This is a genomic window from Pseudomonas sp. PDM14, assembly GCF_014851905.1.
In the GTDB taxonomy this organism is placed as follows: Bacteria; Pseudomonadota; Gammaproteobacteria; order Pseudomonadales; family Pseudomonadaceae; genus Aquipseudomonas.
Map to the genome: position 1 here is coordinate 1161264 of NZ_JACVAQ010000002.1, position 16471 is coordinate 1177734.

Genomic DNA, 16471 nt, shown 5'->3' on the forward strand with positions numbered 1-16471 from the left:
TCGAATGGGCCCAAGGCGAGCTGGCACGATGTTCGCTTTAACCGATTCATGCAGAAACCCCGCAAGGGGTGCGGCACGACAATTTGCAATGGCTGACTAGGGTTCCGGCTCGACTGCTCCAGGTAGGAGACAGACGAGTGACTGGTCCGAGAGTTGGCGACCTCGTTCGGGGTTACACGGCGGGACAAAAGCCCGGGAGAACGCGCCACCTGTTGATGCAGGAAAGTGTCGCGCCGCTCCTGCCCGTATTCCCAGAACTGGAGGTTCATCCATGCGCAAGTCCCTGCTGTCCTCGCTGATCGCCGCCGGCCTCGCTGCCGCCCTGAGCATCCCTGCTCACGCCGAAAAGAAAGATCACTTCAACGTCTGCTGGACCATCTACGCCGGCTGGATGCCGTGGGAATACGGCCAGGCCGAAGGCATCGTCGCCAAGTGGGCGAAGAAGTACGACATCGCCATCGAAGTGACCCAGCTCAACGACTACGTCGAGTCGATCAACCAGTACACCGCCGGCCAGTTCGATGGCTGCACCATGACCAACATGGACGCCCTGACCATCCCCGCTGCTGGCGGCGTGGACAGTACCGCGCTGGTCATCGGCGACTTCTCCAACGGCAACGACGGCATCGTCATCAAGGGCGAGAAGAAGACCCTGGGCGACCTCAAGGGCATGGACGTCAACCTGGTCGAACTCTCCGTCTCCCACTACCTGCTCGCCCGCGGCCTGGAAAAGGCTGACCTGAGCGAGAAGGACCTGAAAGTGGTGAACACCTCCGACGCCGACATGGTCGCCGCCTTCGCCACCGACGACGTCAAGGCGGTGGCCACCTGGAACCCGCTGCTGGCCGAAATCGAAGCCACCCCGGCGGTGACCAAGGTGTTCGACTCCAGCCAGATTCCCGGCGAGATCATCGACCTGATGGTGGTCAACAGCGAAACCCTGAAGGACAACCCGGCCCTGGGCAAAGCCCTGACCGGCGCCTGGTACGAAATCATGGCGACCATGAGCGCCGATTCGGCCGCCGGCAAGGCTGCCCGCGAGCACATGGCCAAGGCCTCCGGCACCGACCTGGCTGGCTACGAAGCCCAGCTCGCCGCGACCAAGATGTTCTACAGCGCCAAGGATGCCGTGGCCTTTGCCAACAGCCCGAAACTGCCGGCGACCATGAGCAAGGTGGCCAGCTTCTCCTTCGACCACGGCCTGCTCGGTGAGGGCGCGCAGAGTGCCGACGCGATCGGCATGAGCTTCGCCCGCGGCGTGGTTACCGGTGACAAGAGCAACGTCAAGCTGCGCTTCGACCCGTCGTTCATGCAGATGGCGGCCGACGGCAAGCTGTAAGGCAGCTGCCTTTAGCCCCCTCTCCCTCCGGGAGAGGGCTGGGGTGAGGGAGAAACCGTGCAGTTCAAAAGCCCTCACCCCTAGCCCCTCTCCCAGAGGGAGAGGGGAACGTGAACGTCCGAGGAACACCATGCGCCTGATCAACCGACATCCGGACCGCGGCGGCCGTCTGCTGCTGATCCTGCTGCCGTTCGCCCTGCTGCTGTTCGCCTACTTCGTGGGCTCGGCGGCGCGGCTGACGGAGAACCCCAACGACAAGCTGTTGCCCAGCGCCAGTCAGATGGTCAGCGCAATCGACCGCCTGGCCTTCACCGAAGACAAGCGCAGCGGCAACTACCTGTTCTGGGAAGACAGCGCGGCCAGCCTCAAGCGTCTCGCCATGGGCATCGGCATCGCCGCCCTGGCCGGCCTGTGCCTGGGCATCGCGGCGGGTATCCTGCCGCTGTTCCGTGCACCGCTGTCGCCGCTGCTGACCGTGCTGTCGATGGTGCCGCCACTGGCGATCCTGCCGATCCTGTTCATCGTCTTCGGCCTCGGCGAATTGTCCAAGGTGATGCTGATCGTGATCGGCATCACCCCGGTGCTGGCCCGTGATCTGGAGCAGCGCGCCCGCGAGATTCCCACGGAAATTCTGATCAAGGCACAGACCCTTGGCGCCAGCACCTGGACCCTGATCCTCCGTGTGGTGCTGCCGCAACTGCTGCCGCGCCTGCTGATCGCCCTGCGCCTGGTGCTCGGCTCGGCCTGGCTGTTCCTTATCGCCGCCGAAGCCATTGCCTCCACCGATGGCCTCGGCTACCGCATCTTCCTCGTGCGTCGCTACATGGCGATGGACGTGATCCTGCCGTACGTGGTGTGGATCACCCTGCTCGCCTGGCTGATGGACCTGGGTCTGCGCCAGCTCACCCGCCTGTGCTTCCCCTGGTATGAGGGAGCGAAAGCATGAGCGCCTTTATAGAAGTGAAGAATGTGTGGCAGGAATACGGCGATCAGGTCGTATTGGAAAGGCTCAACCTGAGCATCAACGAGGGCGAGTTCTGCACCCTGGTTGGCGCCTCCGGCTGCGGCAAGTCGACCTTCCTGCGCCTGCTGCTGGGCCAGGAGCGCGCCAGCCGTGGCGAGATCCTGCTCGGTGGCCAGCCGCTGGCCGGCGAGCCGGATAGCAGCCGTGGCGTAGTGTTCCAGCGCTACTCGGTGTTCCCGCACCTGAGCGTGCTGGACAACGTCGCCATCGGCCTTGAGCTGCCGCGCTCAGCGCTGCTCGGCCGCCTGTTCGGCGCCGCCAAGCGCGACGCCCGCGCCCAGGCCGAGGTGATCCTCAAGAAGGTCGGCCTCGGCCACGCCCTCGACAAATACCCCAGCCAGCTCTCCGGCGGCATGCAGCAGCGCCTGGCCATCGCCCAGGCGCTGATCATGAAGCCGCGCGTGCTGTTGCTCGACGAACCCTTCGGCGCCCTCGATCCGGGCATCCGCAAGGACATGCACGCCCTGCTGCTGGAGCTGTGGCACGAGACCAAGCTGACCGTGTTCATGGTCACCCATGACCTGAGCGAGGGCTTCAGCCTTGGCACCCGCCTGCTGGTGTTCGACAAGACCCGCATCGACCCCCACGCGCCGAACGCCTTCGGCGCGCGCATCACCTACGACATCCCCCTGAATAGCGACCGCCGCGCCACCCGCGCCGCCGTCGAAGCGCTGCCGGCGCATGTCACCGGCACCGTGCAACCGGCCCTGTAAGGAGCAACCATGACCGCATCCCTGACCCTGCGCCCCAGCCTGTACGAAGAACTCGTCCCCGGCGGTGGCCACACCTCCTTCGTCCTCAAGCGCGGCCAGCTGCTGCGCATCACCGACCTCGAAGGCGGCGCCAACGTCAGCCTGCTGCTGCTTTCCGCCGCCGAGAAAAGCGAGCGCCTGAACCTGCCCGACACCCTCAAGTGCCAGCACACCGCCAAACTCACCGCCGGCCACTGCCTGTACTCGGACATGGGTCGCGTGCTCGCCGCCATCACCGCCGACACCTGCGGCTGGCATGACAGCTTTGGTGGCGTGCTCAACGCCGAGGAAGTCAGCGAGAAGTACGGCGCCGGCCGCTACCAGGAACTGCGTAACGGCTACTTCCGCAATGGCGTGGACAACCTGCTGGTGGAAATGGGCAAGTGGAACCTGAACATCCAGGATCTGCTGATGGCGCTCAATCTGTTCAGCAAGGTCAGCGTCGACGGCGACGGCCGCTTCCACTTCGAGCCCGGCAACTCCAAGGCCGGCGACTACATCGAGCTGTACGCGCCGATGGACACCCTGGTGGTGCTCACCGCCCTGCAGCACCCGCTGGACCCCAACCCGCAGTACGCACCCAAGCCGGTGCAACTGAGCTGGAGCAAGGTCGAGAGCGACGGCATCAGCGTGCTCTGCCGCACCTCGCGCCCGGAAAACGGCCGCGGCTTCCACAACACCGAACGCCTGTACATCTGAGGACGCCGACATGAGCCTTACCGCCAGCGACAAACACGCCGCCACCGCCGTCTACCGCCACGAGATCCCGGCCGGCGAGCCGTTCCTCTGCGAAGTCAAAGCCGGGCAGACCGTGCGCCTGCTCGACCTCGAAGGCAACCAGGCGGTCGACACGCTGTTCTTCAGCGCGAAAAACCCGCGCGAGCGTTACGACCCGCAACGCACCCTGCGCAAGCAGAACAGCGTGTACCTCACCACCGGCACCGTCCTCTACTCCAACCTGGGCAACCCGCTGCTGACCATCAGCGCCGACACCTGCGGCCGCCACGATACCCTCGGCGGCGCCTGCGCCCAGGAGAGCAATACGGTCAGATACGCCCTCGACAAACGCTACATGCACAGCTGCCGCGACAACTTCCTGCGCGCCAGCCTGCACGACGGTCGCCTGGAGAAGCGCGACATCGGCGCCAACATCAATTTCTTCATGAACGTGCCGGTGACGCCCGAGGGCGGCCTGACCTTCGAGGACGGCATCTCCGCACCGGGCAAGTACGTCGAGTTGGTCGCGCACATGGACGTCATCGTGCTGATCTCCAACTGCCCGCAACTGAACAACCCGTGCAACGGCTGGAACCCAACCCCGGCCGAGGTGCTGGTATGGGACTGAACCGGTTTATTCCGGACTTCGTCCGGAGCGCCGGGGGCCCTGCCAACCTGCGCCTGTGGCTGTACCAGCTGAGCCAGAGCCGCTCGGGCCAGTGCCTGGACGCCTCCTCCCCTCTCCCTCCGGGAGAGGGGCCGGGGGTGAGGGATGCGCGATCCAACACTGAAAGCCCCTCACCCTAACCCTGGCTACGCGCCCCGCTCCAAAGGGAGAGGGAGCAAAGCATTTCCCACCCCGGACGACCGTGGTGCAGACCGAATAGCGGCGGGACGGCCCGCCAACCCTTTCGAGGGCAAGCAGATGTTCGACAAACTCCTGATCGCCAACCGCGGCGCCATCGCCTGCCGCATCCTGCGCACCCTGCGCCAGCTCGATGTGCAGGGCGTGGCCGTGTACTCCGAGGCCGACGCCGCCAGCCTGCACATCCAGCAGGCCGATGAAGCCTTCAGCCTCGGCGAGGGTCCGGCCGCCGGCACCTACCTGGTGGTGGACAAGATCCTCGCCGTGGCCAAGCAGACCGGCGCGAAAGCTATCCACCCCGGCTACGGCTTCCTTTCCGAGAACGCTGCCTTCGCCGAAGCCTGCGAAGCCGCCGGCATCGCCTTCGTCGGCCCGACGCCGGAGCAGCTGCGCGTATTCGGCCTGAAGCACACCGCCAGGGCGCTGGCGAAACAGCACGGCGTACCAATGCTGGAAGGCACCGAGCTGCTGGAAAACCTCGACGCCGCGCTCAAGGCTGGTGAAGAAGTCGGCTACCCGGTGATGCTGAAAAGCACCGCCGGCGGTGGCGGCATCGGCATGCGCGTGTGCAACAGCGCCGCCGAGCTGAGCGACGCCTTCGAGGCCGTCAAGCGCCTGGGGCAGAACAACTTCAGCGACAGCGGCGTGTTTATCGAGAAGTACATCCAGCGCGCCCGCCACCTGGAAGTGCAGGTGTTCGGCGACGGTAAAGGTGAAGTCCTCGCCCTGGGCGTGCGCGACTGCTCGGTACAGCGACGCAACCAGAAAGTGCTGGAAGAAACCCCGGCACCCAACCTGCCGGCCGGCATGGCCGACGAGCTGTGCGCGGCGGCAATCAAGCTGGCCAAGGCGGTCAGCTACCGCAGCGCCGGCACCGTGGAATTCGTCTACGACAGCGAGGCCGAGCGCTTCTACTTCCTCGAAGTGAACACCCGCCTGCAGGTCGAACACGGCGTCACCGAACAGGTGTGGGGCGTCGATCTGGTGCGCTGGATGATCGAACTGGCGGCCGGCGACCTGGCCCCGCTCAGCGAACTGGCGAAAGATCTGAAACCCAGCGGCCATGCCATCCAGGCGCGTCTGTATGCCGAAGACCCGGGCCGCGACTTCCAGCCGAGCCCCGGCCTGCTCACCGCCGTGCAATTCCCGAAGGCCGACGGCAAGGCCCTGCGCATCGACACCTGGGTCGAAGCCGGCTGCGAGATTCCGCCCTACTTCGACCCGATGATCGCCAAGGTCATCACCTGGAAGCCAACTCGCGAAGAAGCCAGCGCCGCGCTCAGCCAGGCCCTGTCCGATACCCTGCTGTACGGCGTGGAAACCAACAGCCAGTACCTGCGGCAGATCCTGGTCGACGCCCCGTTCGCCAGCGGCTCGCCATGGACCCGCTGCCTGGAAGGCCTGACCTACCAGGCGCACACCTTCGAGGTGCTCTCCGCCGGCACCCAGACCACCGTGCAGGACTTCCCCGGCCGCCTCGGTTACTGGGCAGTTGGCGTGCCGCCGTCCGGGCCGATGGACGACCGCGCGCTGCGCCTGGGCAACCGCCTGCTGGGCAATGACGAAGGCGCCGCCGGCCTGGAAATCACCATGAGCGGCCCGCTGCTGCGCTTCAACACCGATGCGGTGGTAGCGATCACTGGCGCAGAAATCCCGCTAAGCGTGGACGGTGTGGCACAACCGCTTAACACCGCACTGCTGATCAAGGCCGGCAGCACCCTGAGCCTCGGCACCATCGCCGGTAGCGGCGCGCGCTCGTACCTGTGCCTGCGCGGCGGCCTGCAAGTGCCGGAATACCTGGGCTCGAAAAGCACCTTCACTCTCGGCCAGTTCGGCGGCCACGGCGGCCGCGCCCTGCGTGCCGGCGACGTGCTGCATATCCCCGCTCTGAGCGATGCGAACAACGGTGCGCAACTGCCTGACGCGCTGTGCACCGCCCTGCCCGCCGTCCGGGAAATCCGCGTGATCTACGGCCCGCACGGCGCGCCGGAGTACTTCACCCCGGCCTATATCGACACCTTCCTCGCCACCGACTGGGAAGTGCACTTCAACTCCAGCCGCACCGGCGTGCGCCTGATCGGCCCCAAACCGGAGTGGGTGCGCGACAGCGGCGGCGAAGCCGGCCTGCACCCGTCGAACATCCACGACAACCCCTATGCCATCGGCGCGGTGGATTTCACCGGCGATATGCCGGTCATCCTGGGGCCTGATGGCCCGAGCCTGGGCGGTTTCGTCTGCCCGGTGACCATCATCGAGGCCGACCTGTGGCAGCTCGGCCAGCTCAAGGCCGGCGACAAGCTGCGCTTCGTACCGGTCAACATCGACACCGCGCGCCAGCTGGCCAAGGCGCGCAAGGCCGAAGTCGCCGGGCTGGAAGCCGTCGCGGTGAGCTGGAAGCCGATCCCGCTGGAGCCGCCGGTGATCCTCGACATCGGCAGCCAGGACAAGCGCCTGGTCGCCCGCCTCTCCGGCGACACCCACCTGCTGCTGGAAATCGGCCAGGCCGAGCTGGACCTGGTGCTGCGTTTCCGTGGCCATGCGCTGATGCAGGCGCTGGAGGCGAAGAACCTCAACGGCGTGATCGACCTGACTCCGGGCATCCGTTCGCTGCAGGTGCACTACCAGCCGGAAACCCTGTCACTGGCCAACCTGCTGGCGGTGGTGATCGGCGAGTGGGACGCAGTGTGCAACGCCCAGGACCTCAAGGTGCCATCGCGCATCGTCCACCTGCCGCTGTCCTGGGACGACCCGGCCTGCCAGTTGGCCATCGACAAGTACATGACCACGGTGCGCAAGGACGCACCCTGGTGCCCGAGCAATCTGGAGTTCATCCGCCGCATCAACGACCTGCCCAACCTGGATGAGGTCTACAAGACCGTGTTCGACGCCAGCTATCTGGTGATGGGCTTGGGCGACGTCTACCTCGGCGCACCGGTGGCCACGCCGCTGGACCCGCGCCATCGTCTGGTGACCACCAAGTACAACCCGGCACGCACCTGGACCGCCGAAAACTCGGTGGGCATCGGCGGCGCCTACATGTGCGTGTACGGCATGGAAGGCCCCGGCGGTTACCAGTTCGTCGGCCGCACCCTGCAGATGTGGAACCGCTACCGCGAAGTCGCCGCCTTCCATGGCAAGCCCTGGCTGCTGCGCTTCTTCGACCAGATCCGCTTCTACCCGGTGGCGGCCGAAGAGCTGCTGCAGATCCGCCGCGACTTCCCGCTCGGCCGCTATGAACTGCGTATCGAAGACAGCGAACTGGCCCTGGCCGACTACCAGGACTTCCTCACCGAGGAAGCCGAGGGCATCGACGCCTTCCGCACCCAGCAACGCGCCGCCTTCGACGCCGAGCGCCAGCGCTGGATCGCCTCCGGCCAGGCTCATTACGAGAGCGAGGAAGTAGTCGCCGAACTGGGTGACGACGCCCCGCTCACGGCCGGCCAGCACAGCATCGACAGCCACATCGCTGGCAACCTCTGGCAGGTGCAGGTCGAGGAAGGCAGCACGGTGAAGGCTGGCGATGTGCTGGTGATCCTCGAGTCGATGAAGATGGAAATCCCCCTGCTCGCCCCGCGCGACGGCGTGGTGCGCGAAGTCCGCGTACAGCCTGGCTCGCCGGTGCGTGCCGGCCAGCGCGTGGTGGTGCTGGAAGAGGCCTGAAGCAGTACGGACCCGTAGGGTGGGCCACGCGGTGGATGGAAAACGCCAGCTACGCGCCCCGATCCACCCTACGAATTTGAGCCACACACGGACTACCCCCTCTCCCTCCGGGAGAGGGCCGGGGTGAGGGAGCGAGATCGGTCGCTGCGACAAGGTGGCCGACGAAAGCCCCTCACCCTAACCCTCTCCCAAAGGGAGAGGGAACGAACCGTAGGCTGGGTCAGGCTCTATCGACCCAGCACGAACTCGCAAGAAACGAGGAAGCCTGACATGACCCACGAATTCGACCTGCGCCTCGGCGCGCTGAAAACCGCCTACACCGATGGCAGCCTGACCCCGCGCCAGCTGATCCTTGCCCTGCATGACAAGGCCGCTGCGCTCAACCCGGAATTCCACCTGTTCATCCACCTGCTCAGCACCGCCGAGCTGGAGCCCTACCTGGCCGCGCTGGACGGCAAGTCGCCAGCCGAGCTGCCGCTGTTCGGCGTGCCCTTCGCCATCAAGGACAACATCGACCTGGCCGGCGTGCCAACCACCGCCGCCTGCCCGGCCTTCGCCTATGTGCCCGAGTCCAGTTCCACCCTGGTCGCCCAGCTGATCGCCCTCGGCGCCGTACCGCTGGGCAAGACCAACCTCGACCAGTTTGCCACCGGCCTTAACGGCACCCGCTCGCCCTATGGTGAATGCCGCAACAGCGTGCACCCGGACTACCCGTCCGGCGGCTCCAGCGCTGGTTCGTCGCTGGCCGTGGCGCTGGGTGTGGCCAGCTTCGCCCTCGGCACCGACACCGCTGGCTCCGGCCGCGTGCCGGCAGCGCTGAACAACCTGGTCGGCCTCAAGGCGACCAAGGGGCTGATTTCCACCGCTGGCGTGGTGCCGGCCTGCCGCACCCTGGACTGCGTGACCTACTTCACCGCCACTGCCGTCGAGGCCAGCCAGTTGCTGGCACTGACCGCCAAGCTGGATGCCCGCGACGAATACAGCCGCGCCAACCCGCTGTGGAACGACGCCAGCGCCTTCGGCAAGCCGCGCGCCGGTTTCCGCTTCGGCGTGCCCACGCAGCTGGAATTTCTCGGCTGTACGGAAAGCCCGGCGCTGTTCGCCAGCACCATCGAACAGTTGAAAGCCCTCGGTGGCGAAGCGGTGGAGATCGACTTCGCGCCCTTCCTCGAAGCCGCGCGCCTGCTCTATGAAGGCCCCTGGGTCGCCGAGCGCTATAGCGTCGCCGGCGCGCTGATCGAGCAGCAGCCGGACGCCGTACTGCCAGTGATCAAGGCCGTGCTGGAAAAGGCACCGGGCACCACCGCCGTCGACGCCTTCCGCGCCCAGTACCGCCTACAGGCGCTCAAGGCGATCTGCGACCGCATCCTCGCCGAGGTCGATTGCATCCTCACCCCGGCCTACCCACGTCCGGTGACGCTGGACGAGCTGCACGCCGAACCGGTCAAGCGCAACTCGGACCTGGGCTACTACACCAACTTCATGAACATGCTCGACTACGCCGCCGTCGCTGTGCCAGCAGGCTTCATGGCCAACGGCCTGCCGTGGGGCGTGACCCTGTTCGGCCGCGCCTTCACCGACCAGTACCTGCTGAGCCTGGCCGACGGCCTGCAGCGCCAACACGGCCTGCCGCTGGCCGGTGCGCGCGCGCTGGATACCCCGACCCCGGCCACCGTCGCCCGCAACGACCGCGCCCGCGTGGTGGTGTGCGGTGCACACCTCGACGGTCTGCCGCTTAACTGGCAGCTCAAGCAGCGCGGCGGCCGCCTGCTGCAAGCCACCCAGAGTTCGCCGGATTACCAGCTGTACGCCCTGGCCGGCGGCCCACCCTTCCGCCCGGGCATGGTTCGCGTCGCCGAAGGTGGCGTGGCCATCGCCGTGGAAGTCTGGGAACTGCCGAGCACCGAGCTGGGCTCGTTCCTCACCGGCATTCCCGCGCCGCTGGGGCTGGGCAAGGTGCAGCTGGCCGATGGCAGCTGGGAAACCGGCTTCATCTGCGAGCCATACGGCCTGGCCGGCGCCGTCGACATCACCCACTTCGGCGGCTGGAAGGCCTACATGCAGAGCAAGGGCTAAGCCGCCCGCTGGTAGCTGAGGATGCGCCCCCGAAACGGCGCCTGCGGGTCGTCCAGGTCATTGAGCAGATCGGCCTGCTGCTGGTAGCCGTGGCTGAGCATCTCGCGGCTGAAGCGTGCGCTGTTGCCGCGCCCCGGATCGACGATCAGCACCTCGGCCACCGGTTTGCTGTGGCGGTCGATGAAGCCGGCGAGCAGGCCCGGATGGTCACGCTCGTAGAGCAGGTCGCTGCCGATGATCAGGTCGAACAGACCGAGCTCGAGGTAGGCCTCGGCCCAGTCGCAATCCTGGTAATCGATCGGTTGCAGCTCATTGAGCGTGGCGTTGCGCAGCAGGAACTCGCCAGCCAGCGGGTGATGGTCGCTGGCGGTGATATCGGCGCCCAGGCGTTGCAGCACCAGGCTGCTCAAACCCAGGCCACAGCCCAGTTCGAGAATGCGCAGACCCTCGGTGGGAAAGCGGCTCATGGTCTGCGCCAGTACCTCGCCGGACGGCCACAGCTGGCCGAACAGCGACCAGGTGGCCGAGGAAATCCCCGCTCGCTCGGCCAGACCGTCGTGGTCGGCGAACTGCTGCTTGTCGCGCAGGGAACACAGGTGGAAATCCTCGGCACCGATGCTGAGGGTGGAATACTTGATGCGATAACCCGGCATGGCGACGCTCGGCTTGCTGCAGGCGTCGCATGGCGGCGACAGGTCCGGAACGGATCAGCAAGGGGCAGCGCGGGCGCGCTGCAGGTCACCGAGGAGTACCTCATGCGTGCACGGTATGCCCTGCGCCCACGGCAGGCAAGGAACTCCGCACACCCTGCCCCACGGACTATGCTGCAATGACCCGCAGTCGGCGGCAGGCGATCCCCCGCATCGCTCAGCGAACCGCGTCACCGCGGTGGAAACTACCGCGCGCCCGGTGACGCCAGACGCGCCGGCACGCTAGCATAGCGCCATCATCACAAGGCTTTTCCGTCATGCCGCTGCAGTCGTCCCGCAAGGCCCAGAACTACCTGCTCCTGCTTCTGCTGATCCTCCTGCTCGGTGGTTTCCTCGCCACCAGCCTGGTCAGTTACTACGCGTCGCGCGACAGCATCCGCCACAACATCGTCACCACCGAACTGCCGCTGACCTCCGACAACATCTACTCGGAGATCCAGAAAGACCTGGTGCGGCCGATCCTCATCGCCTCGATGATGTCGCGCGACACCTTCGTGCGCGACTGGGTGCTGGCCGGCGAGGCCGATGCCGAGCCGATGACCCGCTACCTGCGCGAGGTGCAGGAGCACTACGGCGCCTACACCAGCTTCTTCATCTCCGACCGCACGCACACCTACTACCAGGCCAAGGGCGTGCTGAAGACCGTCAAGCAGGAGGAGCCGCGCGACGTCTGGTACTTCCGCGTGCGCGACATGCAGGACCTCTACGAGATCAACGTCGACGTGGACATGGCCAACCATGACGCCATGACCATCTTCATCAACTACAAGGTGTTCGACTACCAGGGCAATTTCCTCGGCGTGACCGGCGTGGGCCTGACCGTCGACGCCGTGGTCAAGCTGGTCGACGACTACCAGCAGCGCTACGAGCGCAGTGTGTACTTCGTCGACACCACCGGCCGCCTGGTGCTCACCGGCGCCAGCGGCGGCCCGCTGAACGCCCGTTCCGGCCAGTCGCTGAACACCATCCCCGGCCTGGAAAGCCTGCAGGCCAAGGTGCCGACGCCCACCAGCGGCAACTTCAAGTACCAGGAAAATGGCCGCAACCACTTCCTCAACGTGCGCTTCATTCCCGAGCTGGAGTGGTACCTGTACGTCGACAAACAGGAAGAAAGCGCCCTCGCCGGCATCCGCCACACGCTCTACCTCAACCTGCTGATCTGCGCGCTGATCAGTGGCGTGGTGATGTTCATGGTGCACCTGGCGATGCGTCGCTATCAGCTGCGCATCGCCGCCCTGGCGACCACCGACGCGCTCACCGACCTGCCCAACCGCCGCGGCTTCAACCTGCTGGCGACCCAGGCCCTGCACGAGAGCAAACGCAGCCGCAATCCGCTGAGCGCGCTGCTGATCGACATCGACCACTTCAAGCAGCTCAACGACACCTATGGCCACCTGGCCGGCGACGAAGTGCTGCGCGGCTTCGCCCAGCACCTGCAGAGCAACCTGCGCCAGTCAGACATCATCTGCCGCTGGGGCGGCGAGGAATTCATCCTCCTGCTCAAGGACACCGGCAGCAGCACCGCGCGCCAGCTGGCCGAGAAGATTCGCCAGCAGACCGCGGACAGTCGCTACAGCTACGGCGGCGTCAACCTGCAGATCACCACCAGCATCGGCCTCACCGAGCTGCACGCCGACGATACCCTCGACCGCCTGATCGCCCGCGCCGACCGCGCGCTCTACCGGGCCAAGCAGTCCGGGCGCGACCGGGTCTGCGAAGAGACCTTCGAGCCCCTGGAATGACCGACACCAACCGCTGCCCGCGCTGCGGCCAGGTCAACGCCTGCGGCATGAGCGAGGTCGAGAACGGTACGCCGTGCTGGTGCTTCACCACGCCCATCGACCGCGCGGTACTCGACGCCCTGCCCGAGGAACAGCGCGACCGGGCCTGCCTGTGCAGCCGCTGCGCCCAGGGCCTGCCCGTCGAGCCGGCCGCCGACTGAGCGATGCGCCTCGACCGTTTCCTCAGCAACCTGCCCCGGCACAGCCGCGCTGACGCGCGTCTGCTGCTCGCGGGCGGACGCGTACGGGTGGATGGTGCAACGGTGCGCGACGGCCGCGTTGAGGTACGCGAGTTCAGCCGCATCGAACTCGACGACGAGCTGCTGCAGGCCGGCAAACCGGCGCGCTACTTCATGCTCAACAAACCGCCCGGCGTGGTCAGCGCCACCGAGCATGCCGAGCACCGCACCGTACTCGACCTGCTCGACGAGCCGGACAAACACGAACTGCATATCGGCGGGCGCCTCGACCTCACCACCAGCGGCCTGCTGATCATCACCAACGACGGCCTCTGGTCGCGCCGCCTGACCGAACCACGCAGCCGCCTGGGCAAGGTCTACCGGGTGACCACCGAACAGCCAATCACACCCGAGTACATCGAGGTGTTCGCCCGCGGCCTGTACTTCACCTACGAAGACCTCACCACCCTGCCTGCAGAGCTGGAAATACTCAGCAGCCACGAAGCGCTGCTGACCCTGCACGAAGGCCGCTACCACCAGGTCAAGCGCATGTTCGGTCACTTCCAGAACAAGGTCATCGGCCTGCACCGCGAGCGCATGGGCCCGCTGCAACTCGACCCGGCCCTGCAACCCGGTGAGTACCGTGCTTTACATGCCGACGAGATCGGCCTGATTTGAACCGAAGTGGGGCCAGGGCGGGGTCAACGCACCTGAACAGGTCGGGCAATCGACCTTCCAGCGGGTAACGCAAAGCAATCGTCCAAGTGACTTGCAGCGGTCATACAAGCCTGCTTGAATCCCAATCAACGGTCCGCTTGTGACCGAAGAGTCACACATAACTTCTAAGACGCTTTTTCCAGATTCAAGGTGCCACGGCACTGCAAACGGGGCTGCCCACATCTCGCCAGCACGGAAGATGCCCGGATCGGAAAAACACCCCGCCTCATAACAAACGCCGGCAAGCCAGTACCTGCCGAGCAAGGCTCCCCAGTTCTCAAGGCATATGCCTACCTGTCGACGTTCGCGCCGCCGAAACCATCCGGCTGCGCGCCCGCAACGCCGTACTCAGGGGCATGCACGATGAGACCAGAAATCGCTGTGTTGGACATTCAGGGGCAATATCGCGTTTACACGGAGTTCTACCGATCCGACAGCGCCGAGCAAACCATCATCCTGGTCAACGGCTCGCTCTCGACCACCGCCTCCTTCGCGCAGTCGGTGCGCTACCTCTACCCGCATTTCAACGTGGTGCTGTTCGACCTGCCCTACGCCGGGCAATCGCGCGAACACAACGACCACACGCGGCTGATGAGCCGCGAGGAAGAAGCCGACATCCTGCTGGAGCTGATCGAGCAGTTCGCCTGCGACATCCTCCTGTCCTTCTCCTGGGGCGGCATCGCCACCTTGCAGGCACTGGCGCGGCGCCCGCGGCGGATCGTCAAGGCAGTGATCAACTCGTTCTCGCCGGTGGTCAACCCCTCGATGCTCGGCTATCTGCAACGCGGCGTGGACGTGATGCGCGCCTGCGATCGCGAGAACATCGGCGCCGTGCTCAACGCCACCATCGGCAAGCACCTGCCCTCGCTGTTCAAGCGCTACAACCACCGCCACGTCAGCGGCCTGGAACCCTACGAGTACGCGCAGATGAGCCACCACGTGGAGACCGTGCTGAACATGGAAGGCCGCTCCTGCGTCAGCTTCGCCGGCCAGATCGACATCCCGGTGCTGTTCGTCAACGGCGAGTGGGACGAGTACACCACCGCCGAAGATGCCCGCCTGTTCGCCCAGTACGTGCGCCACTGCGAGTTCCGCATCATCAACCAGGCCGGGCACTTCCTCGACATGGAACACAAGGCCGCCTGGCTGCAGACCCGTGACGCCCTGCTGGCCTTCCTGCTGCCACCACTGGGCCAACAACGCCCGCGCAGCACCGCGCGGGAGCAGCACGCCCTGGTTGGCTGAGGGGGGATGTCCGAGCTTGCCGAGAAGGTCAGGATCGCGACGTTCAGCAACACAGCGGCATGCCGGGCAGAGGAATCAGCTTCACCTGTGCGGGTGATTCTGGTACAAAGGCAGCCGCTCGAAGCGGGCGTCGTATAATGGCATTACCTGAGCTTCCCAAGCTCATGACGAGGGTTCGATTCCCTTCGCCCGCTCCAGAATCCAAAAGATAAAGCCCTGTTTTTACGGGGCTTTGTCGTTTCTGGGGTTTAGTGGTGTCGAAGAAGTGTCGAGCATTCTGGCGATAGCTAACCAAAAAACGATGCGTTCAACAGGCCATTAGCGCTTGCTCACTGGCATTACATTTCCAAAATGCGATTCGCGATGGCAGTTCGGACACAAGGCGATTGCGTTGGCTACTGTGTCATCGCCACCGTGAGCCAGTTGCTGGACGTGATGCACCTCAAGATACGGTGTGCTGTCTCGGCGGCGTACAAAGGGGGCCGGACGCGAGCACCGTTCGCAATGACCATTAGCTCGAAGAAGAACCTCGGCAACTACATCTGGATTGCGATCATACTCACGTACCACCCTATAAATGACCCCGGGCCTCTGGACTGCTTCTGCCAGTCGTTTGGCACGAGCTGAAGGGCTATCAGTAATTGATGCCTGAACTCTCCTCTCAAGATCACCTGGCAGACTCTCCAGCTCTGCTATCCCTGCCAGTTGCCCCATGTACTTTTGGTGGACTGCTCGCAAACCTCGCTCGACGCTGATCGAGTTGAGCCCTTCTAGGTATTGAATATGCCCCATAAGTGCTTGGAGTGCGGTTAGGAGTGCCTCGGGCCCAAGTGGAAGCAAGTCATCTAGCATCAAGCGAATAGCCGCAGCGCTGACTGTAGCTTTCATCGGCGTGCCATTGCGCAGGTGCTTATAGCAGTTCAGATAAGCATTGGCCGTATGGCCGGCAAAGCCATGTTGTTCAATCAGTTGGGCGTAAGCACTCTGCCGAGACAACTCACCGCGCTCACACTGCTTCGCTAAGCCAAGGGCGATCAAGGCCCGATCTTCGGTTACTAGCCGACGGGGCAAGCTATGTACTCCTACCTATTCGATCCAAGATTGAGCCATATCAAACCGATGAAAGCGCTTGAATGACGTGCTTCGGGTCTTTGTAGATTGCCCGGAGCAACGCTTTTGCAGGGCCGGTAGGTTCACGGCGGCCTTGTTCCCAGTTGCGCAGCGTACCGAGCTGAACATCGATCATGGCGGCGAACTTGGCTTGGGTCAGGCCGGTGGCCTTGCGGATTTCCTTAACCTGCAGGGCATCCACGGCGAACTCCCGCGAAGGCTGACGTTCGCCACGACGGATCTCGTCCATCTGCTGGACGCTTTCCAGAAGGTCGTCAAAGAGCTTGTTCATGGTG

General features: G+C 65.1%; 14 protein-coding genes, 1 tRNA gene and 1 riboswitch. Of the genes, 12 read left to right on the forward strand and 3 right to left on the reverse strand.

Translation table 11 applies throughout. The annotated features are described in order from the left end of the window. The first annotated feature begins 85 nt into the window (after window positions 1–85). Window positions 86–201: riboswitch (guanidine-I (ykkC/yxkD leader) on the forward strand. A 70-nt stretch (window positions 202–271) separates the two neighbouring features. The 7 genes from IB229_RS17950 (at window position 272) to atzF (ending at window position 10433) form a co-directional block, all read left to right on the forward strand. Then, on the forward strand, window positions 272–1339 hold the full coding sequence (locus tag IB229_RS17950) for a putative urea ABC transporter substrate-binding protein (RefSeq protein ID WP_192331269.1): 1068 nt from the start codon (window positions 272–274) through the stop codon (window positions 1337–1339). A gap of 130 nt (window positions 1340–1469) precedes the next feature. After that, on the forward strand, window positions 1470–2285 hold the full coding sequence (locus tag IB229_RS17955) for an ABC transporter permease (protein WP_192331270.1): 816 nt from the start codon (window positions 1470–1472) through the stop codon (window positions 2283–2285). Beyond that, window positions 2282–3076 (forward strand): ABC transporter ATP-binding protein, encoded by a 795-nt coding sequence (locus tag IB229_RS17960; protein ID WP_192331271.1) that lies wholly within the window; start codon window positions 2282–2284, stop codon window positions 3074–3076. The genes IB229_RS17955 and IB229_RS17960 overlap by 4 nt, the downstream gene beginning before the upstream one ends. A gap of 9 nt (window positions 3077–3085) precedes the next feature. Next, on the forward strand, window positions 3086–3814 hold the full coding sequence (locus IB229_RS17965) for an urea amidolyase associated protein UAAP1 (RefSeq protein WP_192331272.1): 729 nt from the start codon (window positions 3086–3088) through the stop codon (window positions 3812–3814). Between the two features lie 10 nt (window positions 3815–3824). Further along, window positions 3825–4460, forward strand: coding sequence for an urea amidolyase associated protein UAAP2 (locus IB229_RS17970; protein WP_192315737.1), 636 nt, complete (start codon window positions 3825–3827; stop codon window positions 4458–4460). A gap of 297 nt (window positions 4461–4757) precedes the next feature. Then, entirely contained in the window at window positions 4758–8357 is a 3600-nt protein-coding gene (gene uca / locus IB229_RS17975; protein WP_192331273.1) for an urea carboxylase, read from the forward strand. A 270-nt stretch (window positions 8358–8627) separates the two neighbouring features. Further along, a complete protein-coding gene (atzF, locus tag IB229_RS17980) occupies window positions 8628–10433 on the forward strand; it encodes an allophanate hydrolase (protein ID WP_192331274.1) in 1806 nt (601 codons plus the stop codon). On the opposite strand, the gene IB229_RS17985 is transcribed toward atzF, so the two are convergent. Then, window positions 10430–11086, reverse strand: a complete 657-nt coding sequence (locus tag IB229_RS17985; RefSeq protein ID WP_192331275.1) for a class I SAM-dependent methyltransferase — start codon at window positions 11084–11086, stop codon at window positions 10430–10432. The two genes, atzF and IB229_RS17985, sit on opposite strands and share 4 nt — an antisense overlap. A 314-nt stretch (window positions 11087–11400) precedes the next feature. Between IB229_RS17985 and IB229_RS17990 the strand changes: the two genes are divergently transcribed. From IB229_RS17990 to IB229_RS18010, 5 genes are all read left to right on the forward strand, one after another. Beyond that, window positions 11401–12885, forward strand: coding sequence for a sensor domain-containing diguanylate cyclase (locus tag IB229_RS17990; RefSeq protein WP_192331276.1), 1485 nt, complete (start codon window positions 11401–11403; stop codon window positions 12883–12885). Next, the gene (locus tag IB229_RS17995) at window positions 12882–13085 is read left to right on the forward strand and encodes a cysteine-rich CWC family protein (protein WP_192331277.1); all 204 of its coding nucleotides are present in this window, start codon (window positions 12882–12884) and stop codon (window positions 13083–13085) included. Before IB229_RS17990 ends, IB229_RS17995 begins: the two co-directional genes overlap by 4 nt. Window positions 13086–13088: 3 nt before the next feature. Further along, window positions 13089–13781 carry a pseudouridine synthase gene (locus IB229_RS18000; RefSeq protein ID WP_192331278.1) on the forward strand — a complete coding sequence of 231 codons (693 nt, stop codon included), beginning with the start codon at window positions 13089–13091 and terminating at the stop codon, window positions 13779–13781. A 402-nt stretch (window positions 13782–14183) separates the two neighbouring features. Continuing rightward, on the forward strand, window positions 14184–15065 hold the full coding sequence (locus IB229_RS18005) for an alpha/beta fold hydrolase (RefSeq protein WP_192331279.1): 882 nt from the start codon (window positions 14184–14186) through the stop codon (window positions 15063–15065). Between the two features lie 123 nt (window positions 15066–15188). After that, window positions 15189–15262: transfer RNA gene (locus tag IB229_RS18010), tRNA-Gly, on the forward strand. A gap of 121 nt (window positions 15263–15383) precedes the next feature. On the opposite strand, the gene IB229_RS18015 is transcribed toward IB229_RS18010, so the two are convergent. Together IB229_RS18015 and IB229_RS18020 are read right to left on the reverse strand one after the other, a co-directional pair. Continuing rightward, window positions 15384–16103, reverse strand: a complete 720-nt coding sequence (locus IB229_RS18015) for an HNH endonuclease (protein ID WP_225579172.1) — start codon at window positions 16101–16103, stop codon at window positions 15384–15386. A gap of 73 nt (window positions 16104–16176) precedes the next feature. Further along, window positions 16177–16467: a helix-turn-helix domain-containing protein gene (locus tag IB229_RS18020; protein WP_192331280.1), complete on the reverse strand. Its 291-nt coding sequence runs from the start codon at window positions 16465–16467 to the stop codon at window positions 16177–16179. Window positions 16468–16471 lie beyond the last annotated feature (4 nt).

Excerpts from the sequence above, each read along its gene's own strand:
- IB229_RS17950 (WP_192331269.1), top strand. The coding sequence starts at position 272 with ATGCGCAAGTCCCTGCTGTCCTCGCTGATCGCCGCCGGCCTCGCTGCC.
- IB229_RS17955 (WP_192331270.1), top strand. The coding sequence starts at position 1,470 with ATGCGCCTGATCAACCGACATCCGGACCGCGGCGGCCGTCTGCTGCTG.
- IB229_RS17960 (WP_192331271.1), top strand. The coding sequence starts at position 2,282 with ATGAGCGCCTTTATAGAAGTGAAGAATGTGTGGCAGGAATACGGCGAT.
- IB229_RS17965 (WP_192331272.1), top strand. The coding sequence starts at position 3,086 with ATGACCGCATCCCTGACCCTGCGCCCCAGCCTGTACGAAGAACTCGTC.
- IB229_RS17970 (WP_192315737.1), top strand. The coding sequence starts at position 3,825 with ATGAGCCTTACCGCCAGCGACAAACACGCCGCCACCGCCGTCTACCGC.
- uca (WP_192331273.1), top strand. The coding sequence starts at position 4,758 with ATGTTCGACAAACTCCTGATCGCCAACCGCGGCGCCATCGCCTGCCGC.
- atzF (WP_192331274.1), top strand. The coding sequence starts at position 8,628 with ATGACCCACGAATTCGACCTGCGCCTCGGCGCGCTGAAAACCGCCTAC.
- IB229_RS17985 (WP_192331275.1), bottom strand. The coding sequence starts at position 11,086 with ATGCCGGGTTATCGCATCAAGTATTCCACCCTCAGCATCGGTGCCGAG.
- IB229_RS17990 (WP_192331276.1), top strand. The coding sequence starts at position 11,401 with ATGCCGCTGCAGTCGTCCCGCAAGGCCCAGAACTACCTGCTCCTGCTT.
- IB229_RS17995 (WP_192331277.1), top strand. The coding sequence starts at position 12,882 with ATGACCGACACCAACCGCTGCCCGCGCTGCGGCCAGGTCAACGCCTGC.
- IB229_RS18000 (WP_192331278.1), top strand. The coding sequence starts at position 13,089 with ATGCGCCTCGACCGTTTCCTCAGCAACCTGCCCCGGCACAGCCGCGCT.
- IB229_RS18005 (WP_192331279.1), top strand. The coding sequence starts at position 14,184 with ATGAGACCAGAAATCGCTGTGTTGGACATTCAGGGGCAATATCGCGTT.
- IB229_RS18020 (WP_192331280.1), bottom strand. The coding sequence starts at position 16,467 with ATGAACAAGCTCTTTGACGACCTTCTGGAAAGCGTCCAGCAGATGGAC.